The 19,530-nt window shown below is 54.5% G+C and carries 19 protein-coding genes; 9 read left to right on the top strand and 10 right to left on the bottom strand.

Annotation, left to right across the window (positions count from 1 at the left end):
- Positions 1-16: 16 nt before the first annotated feature.
- Positions 17-1,423, top strand: coding sequence for a glycoside-pentoside-hexuronide (GPH):cation symporter (locus OGV83_RS21115; RefSeq protein ID WP_286464550.1), 1,407 nt, complete (start codon positions 17-19; stop codon positions 1,421-1,423).
- Complete coding sequence (locus tag OGV83_RS21110) at positions 1,423-2,373, top strand: glycoside hydrolase family 43 protein (RefSeq protein ID WP_214143620.1); 951 nt, start codon at positions 1,423-1,425, stop codon at positions 2,371-2,373. Before OGV83_RS21115 ends, OGV83_RS21110 begins: the two co-directional genes overlap by 1 nt.
- A gap of 89 nt (positions 2,374-2,462) precedes the next feature.
- Here OGV83_RS21110 and ampE read toward each other — a convergent pair whose 3' ends face one another.
- Together ampE and ampD are read right to left on the bottom strand one after the other, a co-directional pair.
- The gene (gene ampE / locus OGV83_RS21105; protein WP_012134054.1) at positions 2,463-3,317 is read right to left on the bottom strand and encodes a beta-lactamase regulator AmpE; all 855 of its coding nucleotides are present in this window, start codon (positions 3,315-3,317) and stop codon (positions 2,463-2,465) included.
- Positions 3,314-3,877 carry a 1,6-anhydro-N-acetylmuramyl-L-alanine amidase AmpD gene (gene ampD / locus OGV83_RS21100; RefSeq protein WP_012134055.1) on the bottom strand — a complete coding sequence of 188 codons (564 nt, stop codon included), beginning with the start codon at positions 3,875-3,877 and terminating at the stop codon, positions 3,314-3,316. Before ampD ends, ampE begins: the two co-directional genes overlap by 4 nt.
- Before the next feature lie 87 nt (positions 3,878-3,964).
- Here ampD and nadC point away from each other — a divergent pair, with 87 nt between their 5' ends.
- The 4 genes from nadC to hofC all read left to right on the top strand — a co-directional run bounded on the left by nadC (position 3,965) and on the right by hofC (position 8,128).
- Positions 3,965-4,858, top strand: a complete 894-nt coding sequence (gene nadC / locus OGV83_RS21095) for a carboxylating nicotinate-nucleotide diphosphorylase (protein WP_012134056.1) — start codon at positions 3,965-3,967, stop codon at positions 4,856-4,858.
- A gap of 244 nt (positions 4,859-5,102) precedes the next feature.
- Positions 5,103-5,540 (top strand): prepilin peptidase-dependent pilin, encoded by a 438-nt coding sequence (gene ppdD / locus OGV83_RS21090; protein ID WP_047458901.1) that lies wholly within the window; start codon positions 5,103-5,105, stop codon positions 5,538-5,540.
- Positions 5,541-5,550: 10 nt separating this feature from the next.
- On the top strand, positions 5,551-6,936 hold the full coding sequence (gene gspE, locus OGV83_RS21085) for a type II secretion system protein GspE (RefSeq protein ID WP_286464548.1): 1,386 nt from the start codon (positions 5,551-5,553) through the stop codon (positions 6,934-6,936).
- Positions 6,926-8,128 carry a protein transport protein HofC gene (gene hofC / locus OGV83_RS21080; protein WP_286464546.1) on the top strand — a complete coding sequence of 401 codons (1,203 nt, stop codon included), beginning with the start codon at positions 6,926-6,928 and terminating at the stop codon, positions 8,126-8,128. The genes gspE and hofC overlap by 11 nt, the downstream gene beginning before the upstream one ends.
- 33 nt (positions 8,129-8,161) lie before the next feature.
- Here the strand turns inward: hofC and OGV83_RS21075 are convergent, their stop codons facing one another.
- Entirely contained in the window at positions 8,162-9,205 is a 1,044-nt protein-coding gene (locus OGV83_RS21075) for a GMP reductase (RefSeq protein ID WP_286464544.1), read from the bottom strand.
- Positions 9,206-9,430: 225 nt separating this feature from the next.
- Here OGV83_RS21075 and coaE point away from each other — a divergent pair, with 225 nt between their 5' ends.
- The 3 genes from coaE to yacG are packed head-to-tail and all read left to right on the top strand — an operon-like array spanning position 9,431 to position 10,998.
- A complete protein-coding gene (gene coaE, locus OGV83_RS21070; RefSeq protein WP_058668570.1) occupies positions 9,431-10,051 on the top strand; it encodes a dephospho-CoA kinase in 621 nt (206 codons plus the stop codon).
- On the top strand, positions 10,051-10,794 hold the full coding sequence (gene zapD / locus OGV83_RS21065; RefSeq protein ID WP_012134063.1) for a cell division protein ZapD: 744 nt from the start codon (positions 10,051-10,053) through the stop codon (positions 10,792-10,794). Before coaE ends, zapD begins: the two co-directional genes overlap by 1 nt.
- A gap of 9 nt (positions 10,795-10,803) precedes the next feature.
- Positions 10,804-10,998, top strand: a complete 195-nt coding sequence (gene yacG / locus OGV83_RS21060; RefSeq protein ID WP_047458910.1) for a DNA gyrase inhibitor YacG — start codon at positions 10,804-10,806, stop codon at positions 10,996-10,998.
- Between the two features lie 88 nt (positions 10,999-11,086).
- Here yacG and mutT read toward each other — a convergent pair whose 3' ends face one another.
- The 7 genes from mutT to ftsQ form a co-directional block, all read right to left on the bottom strand.
- Positions 11,087-11,476, bottom strand: coding sequence for an 8-oxo-dGTP diphosphatase MutT (mutT, locus tag OGV83_RS21055; protein ID WP_198447407.1), 390 nt, complete (start codon positions 11,474-11,476; stop codon positions 11,087-11,089).
- Positions 11,477-11,534: 58 nt separating this feature from the next.
- A complete protein-coding gene (gene secA, locus OGV83_RS21050; RefSeq protein ID WP_047458916.1) occupies positions 11,535-14,240 on the bottom strand; it encodes a preprotein translocase subunit SecA in 2,706 nt (901 codons plus the stop codon).
- A 61-nt stretch (positions 14,241-14,301) separates the two neighbouring features.
- Positions 14,302-14,808: a secA translation cis-regulator SecM gene (gene secM, locus OGV83_RS21045; protein ID WP_058668568.1), complete on the bottom strand. Its 507-nt coding sequence runs from the start codon at positions 14,806-14,808 to the stop codon at positions 14,302-14,304.
- Between the two features lie 401 nt (positions 14,809-15,209).
- A complete protein-coding gene (gene lpxC / locus OGV83_RS21040; RefSeq protein ID WP_012134068.1) occupies positions 15,210-16,127 on the bottom strand; it encodes a UDP-3-O-acyl-N-acetylglucosamine deacetylase in 918 nt (305 codons plus the stop codon).
- 100 nt (positions 16,128-16,227) lie between these two features.
- Complete coding sequence (gene ftsZ, locus OGV83_RS21035) at positions 16,228-17,379, bottom strand: cell division protein FtsZ (protein WP_004857884.1); 1,152 nt, start codon at positions 17,377-17,379, stop codon at positions 16,228-16,230.
- 61 nt (positions 17,380-17,440) lie between these two features.
- Positions 17,441-18,703, bottom strand: coding sequence for a cell division protein FtsA (gene ftsA, locus OGV83_RS21030; RefSeq protein WP_003018755.1), 1,263 nt, complete (start codon positions 18,701-18,703; stop codon positions 17,441-17,443).
- Positions 18,700-19,530 (bottom strand): cell division protein FtsQ, encoded by an 831-nt coding sequence (gene ftsQ / locus OGV83_RS21025; protein ID WP_012134069.1) that lies wholly within the window; start codon positions 19,528-19,530, stop codon positions 18,700-18,702. Before ftsQ ends, ftsA begins: the two co-directional genes overlap by 4 nt.

The raw sequence follows: 19,530 nt of genomic DNA, 5'->3' as shown, positions 1-19,530 counted from the left end.
GATGGGAGACGTTTCAATGGAAAAGGGTAAGCTGTCGATAAAAGAAAAAATCGGCTATGGCATGGGTGACGCCGGATGCAACATCATCTTTGGCGCCATAATGCTGTTTGTTAACTATTTTTATACAGATATTTTTGGGCTGGCTCCCGCTCTGGTCGGCGTATTACTCCTCTCCGTTCGCGTGATTGATGCCGTTACCGACCCGATTATGGGCGCAATCGCCGATCGTACCCAAAGCAAATACGGGCGATTTCGTCCCTGGCTGCTGTGGATTGCCTTCCCTTATGCGCTGTTCAGCATCCTGATGTTCACCACCCCGGAATGGACATATAACAGCAAGGTTATCTATGCGTTTGTCACCTATTTCCTGCTGTCGATTACCTACACCGCCATCAATATTCCCTACTGCTCATTAGGCGGCGTCATCACCAACGATCCGCAAGAGCGCGTGGCCTGCCAGTCATACCGCTTTGTGCTGGTCGGGATTGCCACTCTGCTGTTGTCATTAACGCTGCTGCCGATGGTGGAGTGGTTTGGCGGCGACAATAAAGCCAAAGGCTACCAGATGGCGATGACCGTACTGGCGATTATCGGCATGTGCATGTTCCTGTTCTGCTTCGCCACCGTTCGTGAGCGCATTCATCCTGCCGTTCCTACCCATGATGACATGAAGAACGATTTCAAAGACGTATGGAAAAACGATCAATGGGTGCGCATCCTGCTGCTGACATTGTGCAACGTCTGTCCGGGGTTTATCCGCATGGCGGCAACCATGTATTACGTGACCTGGGTAATGGGGCAAAGCACTCACTTCGCCACCCTTTTCATTAGCCTTGGCGTGGTGGGAATGATGATCGGCAGTATGCTGGCGAAAGTGCTGACCGACCGCTGGTGCAAACTGAAGGTCTTCTTCTGGACCAATATCGCGCTGGCGCTGTTCTCCTGCGCCTTTTACTTCTTCGATCCAAAAGCCACTACGCTTATCGTGGTGCTCTACTTCCTGCTTAACATCCTGCATCAGATCCCTTCCCCGCTGCACTGGTCGCTGATGGCAGACGTCGATGACTACGGCGAATGGAAAACCGGCAAGCGCATCACCGGCATCAGCTTTTCCGGCAACCTGTTCTTCCTGAAACTGGGCCTGGCGATTGCCGGAGCAATGGTCGGTTTCCTGTTATCCTGGTATGGCTACGACGCTGGCGCCAAAGCGCAGAGCGATACGGCAATCGGCGGTATTGTTCTGCTCTTCACGGTGATCCCCGGCGTCGGCTATCTGATCACCGCCGGCGTGGTTCGCCTGCTGAAAGTGGATCGCGAACTGATGAAACAGATTCAGAAGGACCTGGAAAAACGCCGCGCCAGCTACCGCGAGCTCAACGATGACCCGCAATTTAACGTCGCTGAAACAGTAAGGAAAGCCTGATGCAAAACTGGCCCAACCCGTTTATTGAACAACGCGCCGATCCGTTTATTCTTCGCGACGGCAACCATTATTACTTTATCGCCTCGGTGCCGGAGTATGACCGACTGGAGATCCGTCGGGCAAACTCGTTGGAAAACTTACGCACCGCCTCCCCTGTCGTTGTCTGGCGTAAACCTGAAAGCGGCCCGATGTGCGAGCTTATCTGGGCGCCAGAGATTCACCGCATCGACGGCAAGTGGTACATCTATTTCGCCGCCGCGCATACCCAGGCGCTCGACAAACTGGGAATGTTCCAGCACCGCATGTTTGTCCTGGAGTGTACAGATGCCGACCCACTCAGCGGCGTCTGGGAAGAAAAAGGTCAGATCAAAACACCATTTGATACCTTCGCGCTGGATGCCACGACTTTTAGCCATCAGGGAAAACAGTGGTATTTGTGGGCGCAGAAAGCGCCGGATATCGCCGGAAACTCCAATATCTATCTTGCCGGGCTGGAAAATCCGTGGACGATCAAAGGCGCGCCGGTGATGCTCAGCAAGCCGGAATATGACTGGGAGTGTCGGGGTTTTCGCGTCAATGAAGGGCCTGCGGTTATAACGCACGACGATAAGCTGTTTATCAGCTATTCCGCCAGCGCCACCGACGAAAACTACTGTATGGGTCTGCTGTGGATTGATATACATGCCGATCCGCAAAATCCGGCAAACTGGCACAAATCACCGCGTCCGGTCTTTACCACCAGCAATGAAAACCGCCAGTATGGGCCAGGGCACAACAGCTTTACCCAAACGCCGGAAGGCGATGATGTACTGGTCTACCATGCGCGAAATTATACGGAGATTGAAGGCGATCCGCTGTACGATCCGAACCGTCATACCCGCCTGAAGCTGATTCGCTGGGACGAAAACGGGATGCCAGATTTTGGCATCCCGCCTGCGGATACAGTCTGAGCACGTTGCCCGGCGGCGCTGCGCTTGCCGGGCCTACAGTCCGTGCAAACGTAGGCCGGATAAGCACAACGCCATCCGGCGAAACGACATTACACCAGCGCTCCGTAAATGGTCAGAAATGCGATCGCCACCACCACCGCCAGAGACGTTTTCTTCGCCATTGAGACAGCGGCTTTCGGCGTTTCGACCTTATCCGTGTGCGGCTCGCGGGCCAGTGAAAACTGTGCCAGACGCGTCAACACCTGGTACTGAGACGTGCGCAGATCCGCCAGCGAAACAAACCAGGCGGGCAGCGCCTTCTCGCCATGCCCCAGCAGCGCATAAACCACGCCAGCCAGACGCACCGGAATCCAGTCCAGAACATGAAGAATCGCGTCGATGCCGGACTGCAAACGTTGATGCGGCGTTTGATAACGCGCCAGCCAGGACTGCCAGGCGCGCAGAAACGCATAGCCGACCAGCGTCACCGGCCCCCACGGGCCGCCGACAATAAACCAGAACAGCGGCGCCAGATAGAAGCGGAAATTTATCCAGAGCAGCGCATTTTGCAGCTCGCGCAAAAACTCCCGTTCATTGCAGTCTGGCGGCACGCCGTGGATCAGCGTCAGTTCGTTAGCCATCGCTTCACGGGCATGGGCATCATTACGGGAAGCCGCGTTCAGGTACGCGTGATAATGCAGACGAACCTTCCCTGCGCCAATACACAACACACCAATCAGTATCCAGACCACCAGCGTGGGAGCGTTAAACAGTAAACCTTCCAGCGCACGCAGCAGCAGGAACGTCACCGCCATCGCAACAATCGTCATCCCCAGCGTACGCACCATCGAAAAATGCGTCGTCCGGCGGAACAGGACCTCCAGTCGGTGGTCGAGGTGCCAGTGCTCACCCAGCTTGAACAGGCGCTCAACAATCAGCACCAGTAATGTCGTAAACAGCGTCATGTCATCTCCTTGTGTGACGAGGCGGTGACCAGCGCGCGAAACTTCGCCCAGTCGAAAGACGGACCGGGATCGGTTTTACGCTCAGGCGCAATATTGCAGTGTCCGGTCATGTTGTCGGCTATCGCCGGGTAAAGCGCAATCAGCGTGCGCGTCACGGCGGCCAGTTGCTGATACTGCGCATCGGTATAAGCCAGCGTGTCCGTTCCCTCCAGCTCGATACCAATGGAAAAATCATTACAGCGCTCACGCCCCTGATAGTTCGACACGCCCGCATGCCAGGCACGCTTATCGAAAGGGACATACTGCACAATTTCGCCATCACGGCGAATCAGACAATGTGCCGAAACGCGCAAATGGGCAATCTCGGCAAAAAAAGGATGGGCAGCGGGATCGAGTGTTCCGGTGAATAGCGCATCAATCCACGGACCGCCAAACTCGCCTGGCGGCAGGCTGATATTGTGCACCACCAGCAAAGAAGGGGTTTCGTCATCCGGGCGGCAGTCAAAATGGGGAGAGGGGACGCGTCGCGCCTCCGCCAGCCAGCCCTTGTCTAACAGCATACAGAACCTCCTTTTATATGGTGCAGTTATCCGGTTCAGAGTAGCATGTTTCTACCTTATGATTCGTTACCAATTTGGAGTTTTATCATGCCGCCTCGCCGCTACAACCCCGACTACCGACGTGACGCGCTGTTGGAACGCATAAATCTGGATATCCCCACCGCTGTCGCCCAGGCGCTGCGTGAAGATTTAGGCGGAGAAGTTGACGCAAATAACGATATTACCGCGCAGCTTTTACCGGAGAACACCCGTTCTCACGCCACGGTGATTACCCGTGAAGATGGCGTATTCTGCGGAAAACGTTGGGTAGAAGAGGTCTTTATTCAACTGGCCGGCGATGATGTCAGCATCACCTGGCGCGTACAGGACGGCGACAGCATTAAAGCCAACCAGCCGCTGTTTGAACTGGACGGCCCGTCTCGCATCCTGCTGACCGGCGAGCGCACCGCGTTGAACTTTGTTCAGACGCTTTCCGGCGTCGCAAGCGAAGTCCGTAAATACGTTGATTTACTGGCGGGGACAAAAACGCAACTGCTGGACACCCGCAAAACCCTGCCGGGTCTGCGAACCGCATTAAAATACGCCGTATTGTGCGGCGGCGGCGCGAATCACCGCCTGGGGCTTTCCGACGCCTTTCTGATTAAAGAGAACCACATCATCGCTTCCGGCTCAGTGCGCCAGGCGGTCGAGAAAGCCTTCTGGTTGCATCCTGATGTGCCGGTTGAAGTTGAAGTTGAGAATCTGGATGAGCTGGACGACGCGCTGAAAGCGGGCGCAGACATCATCATGCTGGATAACTTCGAAACGGATCAGATGCGTGAAGCGGTGAAACGCACCAACGGACAGGCGCGGCTGGAAGTTTCCGGCAATGTCACTGATGAAACCCTGCGCGAATTTGCCGAAACCGGTGTGGATTTTATCTCCGTTGGCGCGCTGACCAAACATGTGAGAGCGCTCGATCTCTCCATGCGTTTTCGCTAACGCCGAATTGTCATGCCCGATGGCGCTTTGCTTATCGGGCCGACAAATGATGCAAATCCGTAGGCCGGATAAGGCGTTTACGCCGCCATCCGGCACATTTTTTCGGGCTGCCTCGCAAACCTGTTGCCTTGCTATGCAACCCGCCAACAATCTTCTGAATCCCCTTTCCCGTTTCGATTTTTGCCGCTCGCGAATTATCCCCTACGTTTGCCAAAGTAGCGCCTGTTAACTCAAGGAGCAGACAATGGACAAACAACGCGGATTTACGCTTATCGAACTGATGGTGGTGATCGGCATTATCGCCATCCTGAGCGCCATCGGCATTCCGGCCTACCAGAACTACCTGCGCAAAGCCGCACTGACGGATATGTTGCAGACATTCGTTCCTTACCGTACCGCCGTCGAACTCTGCGCGCTGGAACACGGCGGCATTGCAACCTGCGACGCCAGCAGCAACGGCATCCCCTCTCCGACCACCACCCGCTACGTCTCTGGCATGAGCATAGAAAAAGGCGTGGTAATGCTCACCGGGCAGGAGAGCCTCAACGGCCTGAGCATCACCATGACGCCCAACTGGGATAACGCCAACGGCATCACCGGCTGGACACGCAGTTGCAACATCCAGAGCGACAGCGCGCTGCAACAGGCTTGTGAAGATGTTTTCCGCTTTGACGCCAGCTAAGGAGAACGCGATGAACATCACACAACTTACGGCGCTGTGCCTGCGTCATCAGGGAATATTGCTTGATGCCGATAACGAGGTGGTTCACGTCGCTGTCGTGGATTCACCGTCCCATGAACTGCTGGACGCCCTGCACTTTGCCACAACAAAGCGGATTGACATTGTCTGCTGGACTCGTCAACAAATGGAAGGCCATATGCATAAGCCCCGGAAAATGCTCCCGGTCGTCATCGCCGACGATAGCCGCACGGCGGCGGAACTTTTGCAGCAGACGCTGGAATCCGCGCTGGCAAAACGCGCTTCCGACATCCACATTGAACCTGCGGAAAACCACTACCGAATCAGGCTGCGCGTGGATGGCGTACTTCATGCCTTGCCCGGCGTTTCATCCGTCACCGGCGCGGCACTGACGGCAAGGTTAAAGGTACTGGGCAATCTGGATATTGCCGAACATCGACTCCCGCAAGACGGGCAATTTACCGTGACGCTTGCGGGCAATGCGGTTTCATTTCGTGTCGCGGTCCTCCCCTGCCGGGACGGTGAGAAAGTGGTACTGCGGTTACTTCACCAGGTCGAGCAGGCGCTTGTTCTCAACGCGTTAGGCATGCCTGATACGCAACTCGCCCTGTTCATGCAGGCGCTACGGCAACCGCAGGGACTGGTTCTGGTGACTGGCCCTACCGGCAGTGGAAAAACCGTAACGCTCTACAGCGCGCTACAGGCGCGCAACACCCAGGATGTGAATCTCTGTAGCGTAGAAGACCCGGTCGAAATCCCTGTCGAGGGCCTTAATCAGACACAAATTCATCCGCGCGCCGGACTTACCTTTCAGAGCGTATTACGCGCGCTGCTGCGTCAGGACCCCGACATTATAATGGTGGGCGAAATCCGTGATGGCGAAACGGCAGAAATTGCGATTAAAGCCGCGCAAACCGGCCACCTGGTGCTGTCCACGCTGCACACCAACTCCACCAGTGAAACGCTGATACGTTTACAACAGATGGGCGTCGCGCGTTGGATGATCTCATCCGCCCTGACGCTGGTCGTCGCCCAGCGACTGGTCAGAAAATTATGTCCGTACTGCCGTCATCTTGCCGCAGAGCCTGTCTCGCTTCCCGCCGCGCTATGGCCTACCACGCTTCCCCGCTGGCAAGCGCCCGGTTGCGAACGTTGCTACCACGGATTTTATGGGCGTACCGCACTCTTCGAGGTTTTGCCTGTTACGCCCGCATTGCGACAGTTGCTAATCAACAATGCAACCGTTGAGGCGCTGGAGTCCTGCGCCCGACAGGAAGGGATGAGTACGCTTTTTGAGAACGGCTGTCATGCGGTTGAACAAGGATTGACGACCTTTGAAGAACTCCTGCGCGTTCTGGGGCTACCCCATGTCAGCTAAACAGCTTTGGCGCTGGCAAGGGATTAACGCCACGGGCCATTCGGAAGAGGGGGCCTTATGGGCTGACGATCGTGCCGCACTGCTCGTTGCTCTGGAGCATCAGCACATCATGCCGATACGCGCAAAACGCTTGAGCATTAAAGCGGCACACTGGCGCGCAGAGCAAAGCGCGGAGATCGTCCACCAACTGGCGACGCTTCTCAAAGCGGGGCTTACGCTTTCCGAAGGACTGACATTGCTTGCCGGGCAGCACCCCAGTCGACAATGGCAGGCGCTGCTGCAAACGCTGGCCCATAACCTGGAGCAAGGCGCCCCGCTTTCTTCCGCGCTGGCGCAATGGCCGCAGGTCTTTCCTCCACTCTATCAGGCGATGATCCGTACCGGGGAACTTACCGGAAAACTCGATGAATGCTGCTTTGAGCTGGCGCGTCAGCAAAATGCCCAAAAACAGCTTGCTGACAAAGTCAAAAAAGCGCTGCGTTATCCCATCATAATTCTGACGATGGCCGTGATGGTTGTTTTCGCCATGCTGCACTTTGTCCTGCCAGAGTTTGCCGCTATCTACCGGACATTCAATACGCCGTTACCGGCACTGACGCAGGGCATCATCACACTGGCGCAGTGGAGTGCCCAATGGGGCTGGCTGATGGCGCTGCCCGGTATCGCAACGGGGGTAATCTACGGTTTGATAATAAAAAAACCGTACTGGCAGATTCAACGCCAGCGTCTTCTGCTGCGCTGTCCCGTTATTGCACGCCTGGTCAGAGGCCAAAAACTCACGCAGATTTTCACCATCCTGGCATTAACGCAACGCGCCGGAATCCCCTTTTCACAAGGGCTGGAAAGTGTCGCAGAAACCCTGAATTGCCCTTACTGGTCTCAGCGTTTAGCTCAGGTTCATCGCGATATTCATGCCGGAAAACCGGTCTGGCAGGCGCTTAAAAATGCCGGTGAGTTCAGCCCATTGTGCATACAGTTGGTCATGACCGGTGAAACTTCCGGCGCGCTGGATGCAATGTTGCATAACCTTGCCCGGCACCACGGTGAGAATACGCTATCGCTGGCGGATAACCTGGCGGCGCTACTGGAACCCGCCTTGCTTGTTATCACAGGGGTCATTATTGGTACGTTGGTCGTGGCAATGTATTTGCCCGTTTTCCATCTGGGGGATGCAATGAGCGGTATGGGATAATGCTGGCGCATTGTGCTGCGCCAGCGCAGGGGATTACAGGCTATTGAAAACGCGGTTTTCTTGTTCCTGTACCCGAATAAACGTCGTGCGTTTCGTCAGCTCTTTCAGACGGGAGGCGCCAACGTAGGTACAGGCTGAACGCAGACCGCCGAGGATATCACGCGCGGTGTATTCCACCGGGCCACGCAGCGGCAGCTTAACGGTTTTCCCTTCTGCTGCACGATATTGCGCAACGCCGCCAACGTGACGGGTCATAGCGGATTCAGAACTCATGCCATAGAACAGCATAAATTTCTCGCCATTCTCTTCAACAATTTTACCGCCGCTTTCTTCATGGCCTGCCAGCATACCGCCCAGCATCACGAAATCCGCGCCGCCGCCGAACGCTTTTGCGACATCGCCAGGCATGGTGCAACCGCCATCGCTGACAATCATACCGCCCAGACCATGCGCGGCATCGGCGCATTCAATCACCGCAGAAAGCTGCGGATAGCCCACGCCGGTTTTCACACGCGTGGTACATACGGAGCCAGGACCAATCCCGACTTTTACAATATCCGCGCCGGAGAGAACCAACTCTTCACACATTTCACCGGTCACCACGTTACCGGCACAAATGGTTTTTCTCGGCCATGCTTCACGCGCCTTTGAAACAAACTGCACGAAGTGTTCGGAGTAACCATTTGCCACATCAATACAAACAAAGTTCAGTGCCGGGCTCTGCGCCAGAATCTGTTTGGTTTTTTCGAAATCAGCATCGGAGGTGCCTGTTGAAACCATCACATGCCTGAGAACATCCTCAGAGGCGGTACTGGTGAAGGCGTTCCAGTCCTCAACGGAATAGTGCTTATGTACGGCAGTCAGAATGTCGAACGATGCCAGAGCGCTTGCCATCTCGAAAGTCCCGACGGTGTCCATATTGGCCGCGATAATCGGCACGCCGGACCAGGTCTGACCTGAATGTTTAAAGGTGAATTGACGTTCCAGTTCAACATCAGAACGACTTTTGAGAGTAGAGCGTTTAGGGCGGATAAGAACGTCTTTGAAACCTAATTTCAGATCTTCTTCGATACGCATGTGCGGATTCCTGGGGTTAATGGCAAAAAAGCGAAACTCACAACTCCAGTGACGTTATCATACGCACTAATCAGGCTTGCGCAAGACTGCGAAATTCTCTTTTTTTACGCTACAATCCCATAAATTTACCTGGCGAATAGTAGATAATGCCTACAGTAATATCGCCTTCGTGCGCTCAACTTTTAACCATTTGATTATCAAACCTAAATCCCAGGATCTGGACTTATGAGGTATACAGTAGCCTTAACCGGCGGCATTGGCAGTGGTAAAAGCACCGTTGCGAATGCATTCGCTGACCTCGGAATAAACGTTATCGACGCCGATATTATTGCGCGTCAGGTGGTTGAACCCGGTCAACCCGCCCTTATGGCGATCGCTGAACATTTTGGTTCTGCACTTATCGCGCCAGACGGTTCGCTACAACGCCGGATGTTGCGCGAACGTATCTTTGCCAGTCCTGAAGAGAAGTCCTGGCTGAATGCCCTGCTCCATCCGTTAATTCAGCAGGAAACCCGGCGTCAGTTTCAGCAGGCAACGTCCCCTTACGTGCTATGGGTTGTGCCCCTGCTCGTCGAAAATGCGCTGTATAAACAAGCCAATCGCGTTCTGGTGGTCGACGTGACGCCCGAAACGCAGCTCTTGCGAACCATGCAGCGCGATGATGTGACGCGTGAACATGTTGAACAAATTCTGGCTGCCCAGGCAACGCGTGAAGCACGCCTTGCCGTGGCAGATGATGTTATTGATAATAATGGCGCACCGGACGCTATCGCGTCGGATGTCGCCCGCCTGCACGCGCGCTATTTACAGCTTGCGTCGCAGTTTGTCTCACAGGAAAAACCGTAATGCACACCCAGGTCCTTTTTGAACACCCTCTCAATGAGAAGATGCGTACATGGCTGCGCATTGAGTTTCTGATTCAGCAACTCTCCGTCAATTTGCCCCTCGCAGATCATGCGGACGCCCTGCATTTTTTCCGTAACATCGGGGATTTGCTGGATGTGTTCGAACGTGGCGAAGTGCGGACCGAGTTGCTAAAAGAGCTTGAACGTCAGCAGCGCAAACTTCAGGCCTGGGTTGAAGTGCCGGGGGTTGACCAGAGTCGAATTGAGGCTCTGCGCCAGCAATTGAAGACGGCGGGCAGCATTCTGATTTCTGCTCCGCGTATCGGGCAGCAACTACGTGAAGATCGCCTGATTGCTCTGGTTCGTCAGCGCCTGAGTATTCCTGGCGGTTGTTGTAGTTTTGATTTACCGACCCTGCATATCTGGCTGCATTTGCCGCAGGAACAGCGTGATGCGCAGGTTGAAACCTGGATCGCCAGCCTGAATCCGCTCAATCAGGCATTAACGCTGATCCTGGATTTGATTCGTAATTCCTCGCCGTTCCGTAAGCAAACCAGCCTGAATGGTTTTTATCAGGACAATGGCGATGATGCCGACCTGTTGCGTTTGCAACTGGCGCTTGATTCACAGCTCTATCCGCAAATTTCCGGGCATAAGAGCCGCTTTGCGATTCGCTTTATGCCGCTGGATAGCGAAAATGGGCTGGTGCCTGAGCGCCTCGATTTCGAACTGGCATGTTGTTAAGGAGTAAAGATGTCAGAAACTATCACCGTTAGCTGCCCAACCTGCGGGAAAACCGTTGTCTGGGGCGAAGTGAGTCCGTTCCGTCCATTTTGTTCTAAACGCTGCCAGTTGATCGATCTCGGCGAGTGGGCCGCTGAAGAGAAGCGTATTCCAAGCTCTGGCGACTTGTCAGAAAGCGACGACTGGAGTGAAGAGCAGAAGTAATTCAACTAAAACGTAGGGCGGGCAAGCGTAGCGCCCCCGCCATAATTTGCCGGATGGCGGCGTTGCCTTATCCGGCCTACAAACACCATTAGCCAGCAATCAGCTTTTCAATTACTGGCGCATTCGCGGGCGGGAAATCTTCCGCATTCAGAGCATTTTGCGCAATCCACCGCCCCGGTTGCCCCTCTTTTCCCCACGGTTCCCCTTCCCAGTGATCAACTAACCAGAACCACAGTGTGATGTGCCTGTCCGGGAACTGATATTCCAGCTTTTCAAATAGCGTCGCTTCACGCGGGGTGATCCCCACTTCTTCCTGCAACTCCCGGATCAGCGCCTGCTCCGGCGTTTCGCCCGCTTCGATTTTCCCGCCGGGAAACTCCAGTTTGTTGGCCATATGAGCATCGACCGCACGTTGGGTAATAAAAATTTCGTGGTTCGGGTTGCGAATAATCCCGACAGCGATTTGCAGTTTTTTCATACAGTTACATCCATAAAAAAGGCGCAGTCACCTGCGCCTCATTGTCTTTATTCAGACCTTAGCTCAGACGGCCGTGGCACTGTTTGTATTTTTTACCGGAACCGCAAGGGCAAGGATCGTTACGACCCACTTTACGATCGCCCGTTTGCGCTGCCAGAGCGGCGGCCGCTGCGCTGTCGTCATCCTGATGACTGAGCTGCTGCATCTGCGCTAAACGCTCGGCTTCTTCGCGGCGCTGTTGTTCCATCGCTTCCACTTCTTCAGGCATACGAACCTGAACTTTGCTCAGCGTACTGACCACTTCATACTTCAGCGATTCCAGCATTGCTGCAAACATGGAGAAGGACTCGCGTTTGTATTCCTGCTTCGGATCTTTCTGCGCATAGCCACGCAGGTGGATACCCTGACGCAGGTAATCCATCGCCGCCAGGTGCTCTTTCCACAGCGAATCGAGAGTTTGCAGCATGACGCCTTTTTCGAAGTGACGCATCATCTCTGCGCCAACCACTTCTTCTTTACGCTGATACACTTCGATTGAGTGCGCCAGAATACGCTCACGCAGCGTCTCTTCATGCAGCTCCGGCTCTTTATCCAGCCACTCGGCAATTGGCATATCCAGATCGAAGTCGTTTTTCAGACGTTCCTGCAAACCCGGAATATCCCACATCTCTTCCAGCGACTGCGGCGGAATGTACGCATCGATCGTCACTTTAAAGACGTCTTCACGAATGCTGTTGATGGTTTCGCTGACATCGCTGACATCCAGCAGTTCGTTACGCTGGGTGTAAATGGCGCGACGCTGATCGTTCGCGACATCGTCGTATTCCAGCAGCTGCTTACGAATATCGAAGTTGCGGCTTTCAACTTTACGCTGCGCATTGGCAATCGCTTTAGTCACCCACGGGTGCTCAATGGCTTCACCTGGTTTCATACCCAGTTTACGCATCATGCCCGACACACGGTCAGAGGCAAAAATACGCATCAGCGCATCTTCCATTGACAGGTAGAAACGGGAAGAGCCCGCATCGCCCTGACGACCGGAACGACCACGCAACTGGTTGTCGATACGGCGAGATTCGTGACGCTCAGTGCCGATGATGTGCAGACCGCCAGACGCCAGCACCGCTTCATGACGAACCTGCCAGTCCGCTTTGATCTGCGCGATCTGCTCTGGCGTTGGGTTTTCCAGCTCCGCCACTTCAGCCTGCCAGCTACCGCCCAGCACGATGTCCGTACCACGACCGGCCATGTTGGTGGCGATAGTGACCGCAGCCGGGTAGCCCGCCTGTGCGACAATCGCCGCTTCGTTGGCGTGGAATTTGGCGTTCAGAACGTTATGCTTGATGCCCGCTTTGGTCAGCTCATTAGAGACCACTTCAGACTTCTCGATCGAGATCGTACCCACCAGCACCGGCTGGCCGTTCGCGGTACGCTCTTTGATGTCTTCAATGATCGCCTGAATTTTTTCCGCTTCGGTCATGTAGACCAGATCCGGCATATCCTTACGGATCATCGGACGGTTGGTCGGAACCACAACGGTATCCAGCTTATAGATGGAGCTGAATTCGAACGCTTCGGTATCCGCTGTACCGGTCATACCGGCCAGTTTCTCATACAGACGGAAGTAGTTCTGGAAGGTGATGGATGCCAGCGTCTGGTTCTCGTTCTGGATTTCCACGCCTTCTTTCGCTTCCACAGCCTGGTGCAGACCGTCGGACCAGCGGCGACCCTGCATGGTACGACCGGTGTGTTCGTCAACGATGATCACTTCGCCATCTTTAACGATGTAATCCACGTCGCGGGTAAACAGCGCGTGCGCGCGCAGCGCGGCGGTTACGTGATGCATCAGCATGATGTTGCCCGGAGAGTACAGGGACTCGCCTTCATCCATAATGCCTTCTTTCACCAGCAGTTCTTCGATCAGCACCAGACCGCGTTCCGTCAGGTTGACCTGACGCGCTTTCTCATCAACGGAGAAGTGGCCTTCGCCCTGGAAGGTATCAGAGTCTTCTTTCTCCTGGCGAATCAGATGCGGGATGATCTTGTTTACTTTCTTGTACATTTCCGAGCTGTCTTCAGCCGGGCCGGAAATGATCAGCGGCGTACGCGCTTCATCGATCAGGATGGAGTCGACCTCATCCACCAGCGCATAGTGCAGCTTACGCTGTACGCGCTCTTCCGGGCTGAACGCCATGTTATCGCGCAGGTAGTCAAAGCCGTATTCGTTGTTGGTGCCGTAAGTGATGTCGGCGGCGTAAGCTTCACGTTTTGCTGGGGCAGGCATGCCCGGCAGGTTAATACCGACGCTCATCCCGAGGAATTCAAACAGCGGGCGGTTGTTTTCAGCATCACGTTGCGCCAGATAGTCGTTCACTGTGACGACGTGTACGCCCTTACCGCTTAATGCGTTCAGGTAAGCAGGCAGCGTTGCGGTCAGGGTTTTACCTTCACCGGTACGCATTTCCGCGATACAGCGATCGTTCAGCACCATACCGCCCAGCAACTGGACGTCAAAGTGACGCATGCCGAATACGCGCTTACTCGCTTCACGAACCACAGCGAACGCTTCCGGGATCAGGCTTTCAACGCTTTCGCCTTTCTCCAGACGCGCGCGAAACTCTGCCGTTTTCCCTTTCAGTTCGTCATCGGAGAGTTTTTCCATCTCCGGTTCCATGGCATTGATGATGCCGACCGCTTTACGCATACGACGCAAGGTACGATCGTTACGACTACCGAATACTTTGGTTAACAATTTGATTAGCATAATAAAATCTCAAACGCCCCGCGATGCGGAGTCTCTATAATTAATTGAAGGTTTTTTGTTTTTAGCTGAGGCGTTGAGGGCCAGCGCGGATTCCCTGCGCCTGACTTATCCAGGCGGGAACGCTAAATGAGGCCTGAGGCGTAAAGTGCGCACGGGCGACGCGACGTACAATCGTTGGCGGTGTGCCTTCCTGCGTCAGCATCGCGCTGAGCGTGTTCAGTAACGCAATATGGTGCGCCTGAAGTGGCGAAGACTCTTCAGCAACCGGCAGCGTTTGCGGCGCCATGGCAAAAGAGAGATGGCGGATAACCGTGCGAATCGCATGCTGATGCCAGTAGTCGACGGTAAAATTCGGGCGGCGGTTACTCGCCTCCAGCAGCGCGAGCTGGCTGAAGTTAACCTTAGCGGATTGATCGTGATTACTGGCGGTCGCTTTCGCCGGCGTATTAGGCTCGGCTGCGTTACTGAGAGCGGGCAGACCAAAGCTAGCCGCGACCATCCCCAATAAGAGATGCGGCCAGAAGTACCGTCTACCTAACTGTCGCCAGCGCGTCAGTATTCCACTCACGTCATTGCCACCCTGATATGCCCGGCATGTGGGCTTACGAATTCAAAACGTTTTTTGCGCACAAATATTACCATTAAAGCGTACGCTCTACAGCAGTAATGACATGGCGCTGAGGATAAAAATGCTTAAGAAAGCAGCGAACGCACTGTATTTCGGTTCAGCGGCAGAGAAAAAGGCGAAGGCAAACGCCGGACGGAAGAGATAAAAAAACGACTGGCTTACCTGGCCGGAGAGGGTGCCAGATTAACCAGTCGAATTTATGCGACAGGTATACACTTCATCCTTCAAGCTGCCTCTTTGTTGGCTGCCTTCTCTCACCCCAGTCACGTACTGGTCGTACGTTCCTGGGAATTCGCTCAGTTGCCGTCTTGATGCAACTTGAGTGATTTTGTGTATAGCTATTATGCCAGTACAGTCGAAGGCGCTTTGAAAGCCAACGGCAGTTCTGCGTCGTCCTGGAAGGTCACATATTCCCAGGCTTCCTGTTTCGCCAGGACAGCCTGCAACAGTTTGTTATTCAATGCGTGACCGGACTTATACGCGGTAAACGCACCAATAATGTTGTGACCGCACATGAACAAGTCACCGATCGCGTCGAGCATTTTGTGACGAACAAATTCGTCTTCAAAACGCAGACCGTCTTCGTTCAGTACGCGATAATCGTCAACAACGATGGCACAATCGAAGCTGCCGCCCAGGCACAGGCCACGGGACTGCAAATATTCGATATCACGCATGAAACCGAAGGTACGCGCACGGCTGATCTGGCGCATGAATGCATCCGCAGAGAAGTTCATCGCATAGCGCTGGCTGCTGGAATCAATCGCCGGATGGTTAAAGTCGATGGTGAAATCCAACGTAAAACCATTGTACGGCTTAAATTCAGCCCACTTGTCGCCATCTTCGACGCGAACCGTCTCTTTGATGCGTACAAATTTTTTGGCGCAGTTCAGCTCATCAATCCCCGCATCAAGCAACAGGTAGACAAACGGAGCAGCACTGCCATCCATGATCGGGATTTCCGGCGCATCGACTTCGATAACGATGTTATCGATACCCAGACCCGCCAGAGCAGCGTTAAGGTGCTCTACGGTTGAAATCCGTACATCATGCTCGTTGACCAGACACGTACAGAGCATGGTATCACGCACAGATTTGGCATCGGCCGGGAAATCTACCGGTGGATTCAAGTCGGTGCGACGATAGATGACCCCGGTGTTGGCCGGCGCAGGGCGTAAGGTCAGGGTGACTTTCTTGCCGGTATGTAAACCGACACCTGTCGCCTGAACGATACGTTTAAGTGTCCTTTGTTTGATCATCGTATAATCTCGCCAAATTACCTATCCAACCGAAGTGTACTATACATTCGGTGGGCCAGTTTAGCACAAAGAGCCGTGAATCCCAAATTCCAGCCAATTCTTAATCGGCTTGCTTACGCAGGAACGCAGGGATATCCAGATAATCCGGTTCTTTTGCCGTTTGCGGCGTATTGTCGTTCACCACTTTTGCGACCGGCTTCTGCTCTTGCGTCAGCGGCGCCATGCCGTGCTGCTGGTAACGATCCATCACCGGCTGCTGTACCTGTTTGTTGGTCACCAGGGTGATTTCAGGACGCTTGTCCATACCAATACCGGTTGCCACAACGGTGACGCGCAGTTCGTCGTTCATATCCGGGTCCAGAGAAGTACCGATAACCACGGTCGCGTTATCCGACGCAAAAGCACGGATGGTGTTACCAACGGTTTCGAACTCATCCAGACGCAGGTCGAAGCCCGCAGTGATGTTAACCAGCACGCCGCGCGCGCCAGACAGATCGATATCTTCCAGCAGCGGAGAAGAGATCGCCATTTCTGCCGCTTCTTCCGCACGGTCTTCACCGCTTGCCACGCCGGAGCCCATCATCGCGTAGCCCATTTCGGACATCACGGTGCGCACGTCTGCAAAGTCGACGTTCATCAGACCCGGGCGGGTAATCAGCTCAGCGATACCCTGCACCGCGCCTTTCAGCACGTCGTTCGCCGCGCCAAACGCATCCAGCAGGGAGATACCGCGTCCCAGCACTTTCAGCAGCTTGTCGTTCGGGATGGTGATCAGCGAGTCCACATGTTTGGACAGCTCAGTAATACCCTGCTCCGCGAATGCCATGCGCTTCTTGCCTTCGAAGTTGAAAGGCTTCGTCACCACGGCAACGGTCAGGATACCTAAATCTTTTGCCACTTCCGCAACCACTGGCGCTGCACCGGTACCGGTACCGCCGCCCATGCCTGCTGCGATAAACACCATGTCTGCGCCGTCAAGCGCTGCACGCAGTGCTTCACGATCTTCGTCCGCCGCATTGCGACCGACTTCCGGGTTTGCACCCGCGCCCAGACCTTTGGTGATGCCGCTACCAATCTGAATGGTCTGCCCAACCGCAGTCTTACGCAACGCCTGAGCGTCGGTATTCACCGCGAAGAATTCAACACCTTCGATGCGCTCGCGCACCATGTGTTCAACGGCATTACCGCCGCCGCCACCGACGCCGATGACTTTAATCACCGCGTCGTTGGTCAGTTCCATAGGTTCAAACATAGTTTCTCTCCGTTTTGTGCCTGTCGCCTGAGACCGTTAATAGTCGCCGGTCTCATAAAAATTAAAACTCTTTTCGCAGCCAGCTATTAAGTCGCTTGATCCACGAGCCAACTGATGCCGTAACACGTTTTTCCACTTCCGCTTCGCCACTTAAGTGAGACTCTTTCCCGTAGTGAAGCAGCCCCACCGCCGTTGAGTAGTACGGCTCCTGGGCATAATCCGTCAGTCCGGTAATATTCAGCGGCGCGCCAATACGCACTTGCGTATGGAACACGCGCTGAGCACAGGCAGCAAGACCTTCAATTTGCGCCGCGCCGCCGGTTAATACAATCCCCGCCGCCAGATGATGTTTCACACCCTGCTGGCGAAGCTGTTCCTGTAATTGCAAAATCTCTTCGTTGACCAGGTTGAGCAGCTCGGTGTAACGCGGCTCAATCACCTCCGCAAGCGTCTGACGTTGCAGACTACGCGGCGGACGACCGCCCACGCTCGGCACTTCAACGCTTTCGTCTTTGCCGACGATAGAGCCCAGCGCGCAGCCGTGACGCACTTTGATGGCTTCAGCATCGCTCGGCGGCGTACCGAAGGCATACGCGATATCGCTGGTCACGACATTCCCTGCGTAAGGGATTACCTTGGTATGGCGCAACGCCCCGCCAGTATAAACGGCGATATCCATTGTACCACCACCGATATCAACCACGCAGACGCCCAGTTCACGTTCATCTTCCGTTAAAACGGAGTAACTGGCCGCTAACCCGGCAAATATGAGTTGGTCAACTTTCAGGCCACAACGTTCCACCGCTTTAACGATGTTTTTCGCCATGTCGTTGTGGCATGTGATCAAGTGCACCTTTGCCTGCATACGCACACCGGAAAGGCCAACCGGATTCTTAATGCCTTCCTGGTAATCGATCGCATATTCCTGCGGAATGACATGCAGCACACGATGCTCATCACGCACGCGCACCGACTTCGCGGTATGCACGACGTTTTCCACATCTTCCTGCGTCACTTCTTCTTCGGAGATCGGCACCATACCAATTTCATTCTGACAGCTAATGTGCTTGCCAGAAAGCGCCAGATACACCGAGGAGATCTGGCAATCCGCCATCAGCTCCGCCTGGTCAATGGCGCGCTGTACGCACTTCACCACTGACTCGAGGTCATTCACCCCGCCTTTATCCATACCTCGCGACGGGCAACTGCCCACGCCAATGATATTGACCATACCGTCGGGCAGAACTTCCCCTACTAAAGCGGCAACCTTCGCGGTGCCAATCTCCAGTCCTACTACCAGTTTTCTGTCCGTCGCCTTGATCATTGTTGTTCTGCCTGTGCCTGATTCTGTTGCTGATTAGATTCCTCTGGAGGTAAGGGTGCCCACCCTACTGCCGCCCCCGAGTCATAACGCAAATCAACGTAGCTTATCCGTTTGCCATCGGTTTGCGCCTGCTGCTGTAAAACCGGATAAAGTTCTACAAAGCGAGCCAAACGTTTCATCGTATCGCCCCTGCCGAGGTTGAGCTTAATATCGTTATTCAGCGTCAACTGCCAGGAACGACGCGCGGTCATTGCCGCTTCCTTCAGGGTGAATCTGTCCTTAGCCAGCACCTGCCCCATATCGCGATACCCCTGCAACACTTCACTCGCGCTGCCTTCCGGGCCATACAACATGGGTAATACCTGTTTACTGGTTCGCTCTGCCGGTACGCTGAAGGTATTGCCTTCGGCATCAACCATATGCTGATCATTCCAACGCGCAATCGGCACATATTCAACCAGATGAATCTTCAATTCATCAGGCCATTGCTTTCTGACGCTGGCCTGTTTAATCCACGGTAAACGCTCTATCTGGCTCTGGATAATGTTCACATCCTGAGTCATAAACGTACCCGGCGCGCCCAACGCCAGAATCGACTGGCGGATGTCATCATTGCGCGTGTAATGCCGCTCGCCGGTCAACACCAGTTTCGACAACGGCAAACGCTGCGCGTCTTCCATCCAGCCCAACACAACCCAGCCGCTGACAAACACGGTGCAGAGCACCGTCAGCAGGAACAGTATTCCTGCAAGACGCGTTCCATTATTGCGGCGTGAAGAAGACACCTCTTCATCACTGTTTCGCGTGTTCAGCGCAGCCTGCGACAT

The organism is Citrobacter sp. CK189 (genome assembly GCF_030333505.1).
Lineage (GTDB): Bacteria > Pseudomonadota > Gammaproteobacteria > Enterobacterales > Enterobacteriaceae > Citrobacter_B > Citrobacter_B koseri.
Note: the sequence above shows the minus strand (reverse complement) of the source record. Positions and strands in the feature narration are given on the sequence as shown.

Excerpts from the sequence above, each read along its gene's own strand:
- OGV83_RS21115 (WP_286464550.1), top strand. The coding sequence starts at position 17 with ATGGAAAAGGGTAAGCTGTCGATAAAAGAAAAAATCGGCTATGGCATG.
- OGV83_RS21110 (WP_214143620.1), top strand. The coding sequence starts at position 1,423 with ATGCAAAACTGGCCCAACCCGTTTATTGAACAACGCGCCGATCCGTTT.
- ampE (WP_012134054.1), bottom strand. The coding sequence starts at position 3,317 with ATGACGCTGTTTACGACATTACTGGTGCTGATTGTTGAGCGCCTGTTC.
- ampD (WP_012134055.1), bottom strand. The coding sequence starts at position 3,877 with ATGCTGTTAGACAAGGGCTGGCTGGCGGAGGCGCGACGCGTCCCCTCT.
- nadC (WP_012134056.1), top strand. The coding sequence starts at position 3,965 with ATGCCGCCTCGCCGCTACAACCCCGACTACCGACGTGACGCGCTGTTG.
- ppdD (WP_047458901.1), top strand. The coding sequence starts at position 5,103 with ATGGACAAACAACGCGGATTTACGCTTATCGAACTGATGGTGGTGATC.
- gspE (WP_286464548.1), top strand. The coding sequence starts at position 5,551 with ATGAACATCACACAACTTACGGCGCTGTGCCTGCGTCATCAGGGAATA.
- hofC (WP_286464546.1), top strand. The coding sequence starts at position 6,926 with ATGTCAGCTAAACAGCTTTGGCGCTGGCAAGGGATTAACGCCACGGGC.
- OGV83_RS21075 (WP_286464544.1), bottom strand. The coding sequence starts at position 9,205 with ATGCGTATCGAAGAAGATCTGAAATTAGGTTTCAAAGACGTTCTTATC.
- coaE (WP_058668570.1), top strand. The coding sequence starts at position 9,431 with ATGAGGTATACAGTAGCCTTAACCGGCGGCATTGGCAGTGGTAAAAGC.
- zapD (WP_012134063.1), top strand. The coding sequence starts at position 10,051 with ATGCACACCCAGGTCCTTTTTGAACACCCTCTCAATGAGAAGATGCGT.
- yacG (WP_047458910.1), top strand. The coding sequence starts at position 10,804 with ATGTCAGAAACTATCACCGTTAGCTGCCCAACCTGCGGGAAAACCGTT.
- mutT (WP_198447407.1), bottom strand. The coding sequence starts at position 11,476 with ATGAAAAAACTGCAAATCGCTGTCGGGATTATTCGCAACCCGAACCAC.
- secA (WP_047458916.1), bottom strand. The coding sequence starts at position 14,240 with ATGCTAATCAAATTGTTAACCAAAGTATTCGGTAGTCGTAACGATCGT.
- lpxC (WP_012134068.1), bottom strand. The coding sequence starts at position 16,127 with ATGATCAAACAAAGGACACTTAAACGTATCGTTCAGGCGACAGGTGTC.
- ftsZ (WP_004857884.1), bottom strand. The coding sequence starts at position 17,379 with ATGTTTGAACCTATGGAACTGACCAACGACGCGGTGATTAAAGTCATC.
- ftsA (WP_003018755.1), bottom strand. The coding sequence starts at position 18,703 with ATGATCAAGGCGACGGACAGAAAACTGGTAGTAGGACTGGAGATTGGC.
- ftsQ (WP_012134069.1), bottom strand. The coding sequence starts at position 19,530 with ATGTCGCAGGCTGCGCTGAACACGCGAAACAGTGATGAAGAGGTGTCT.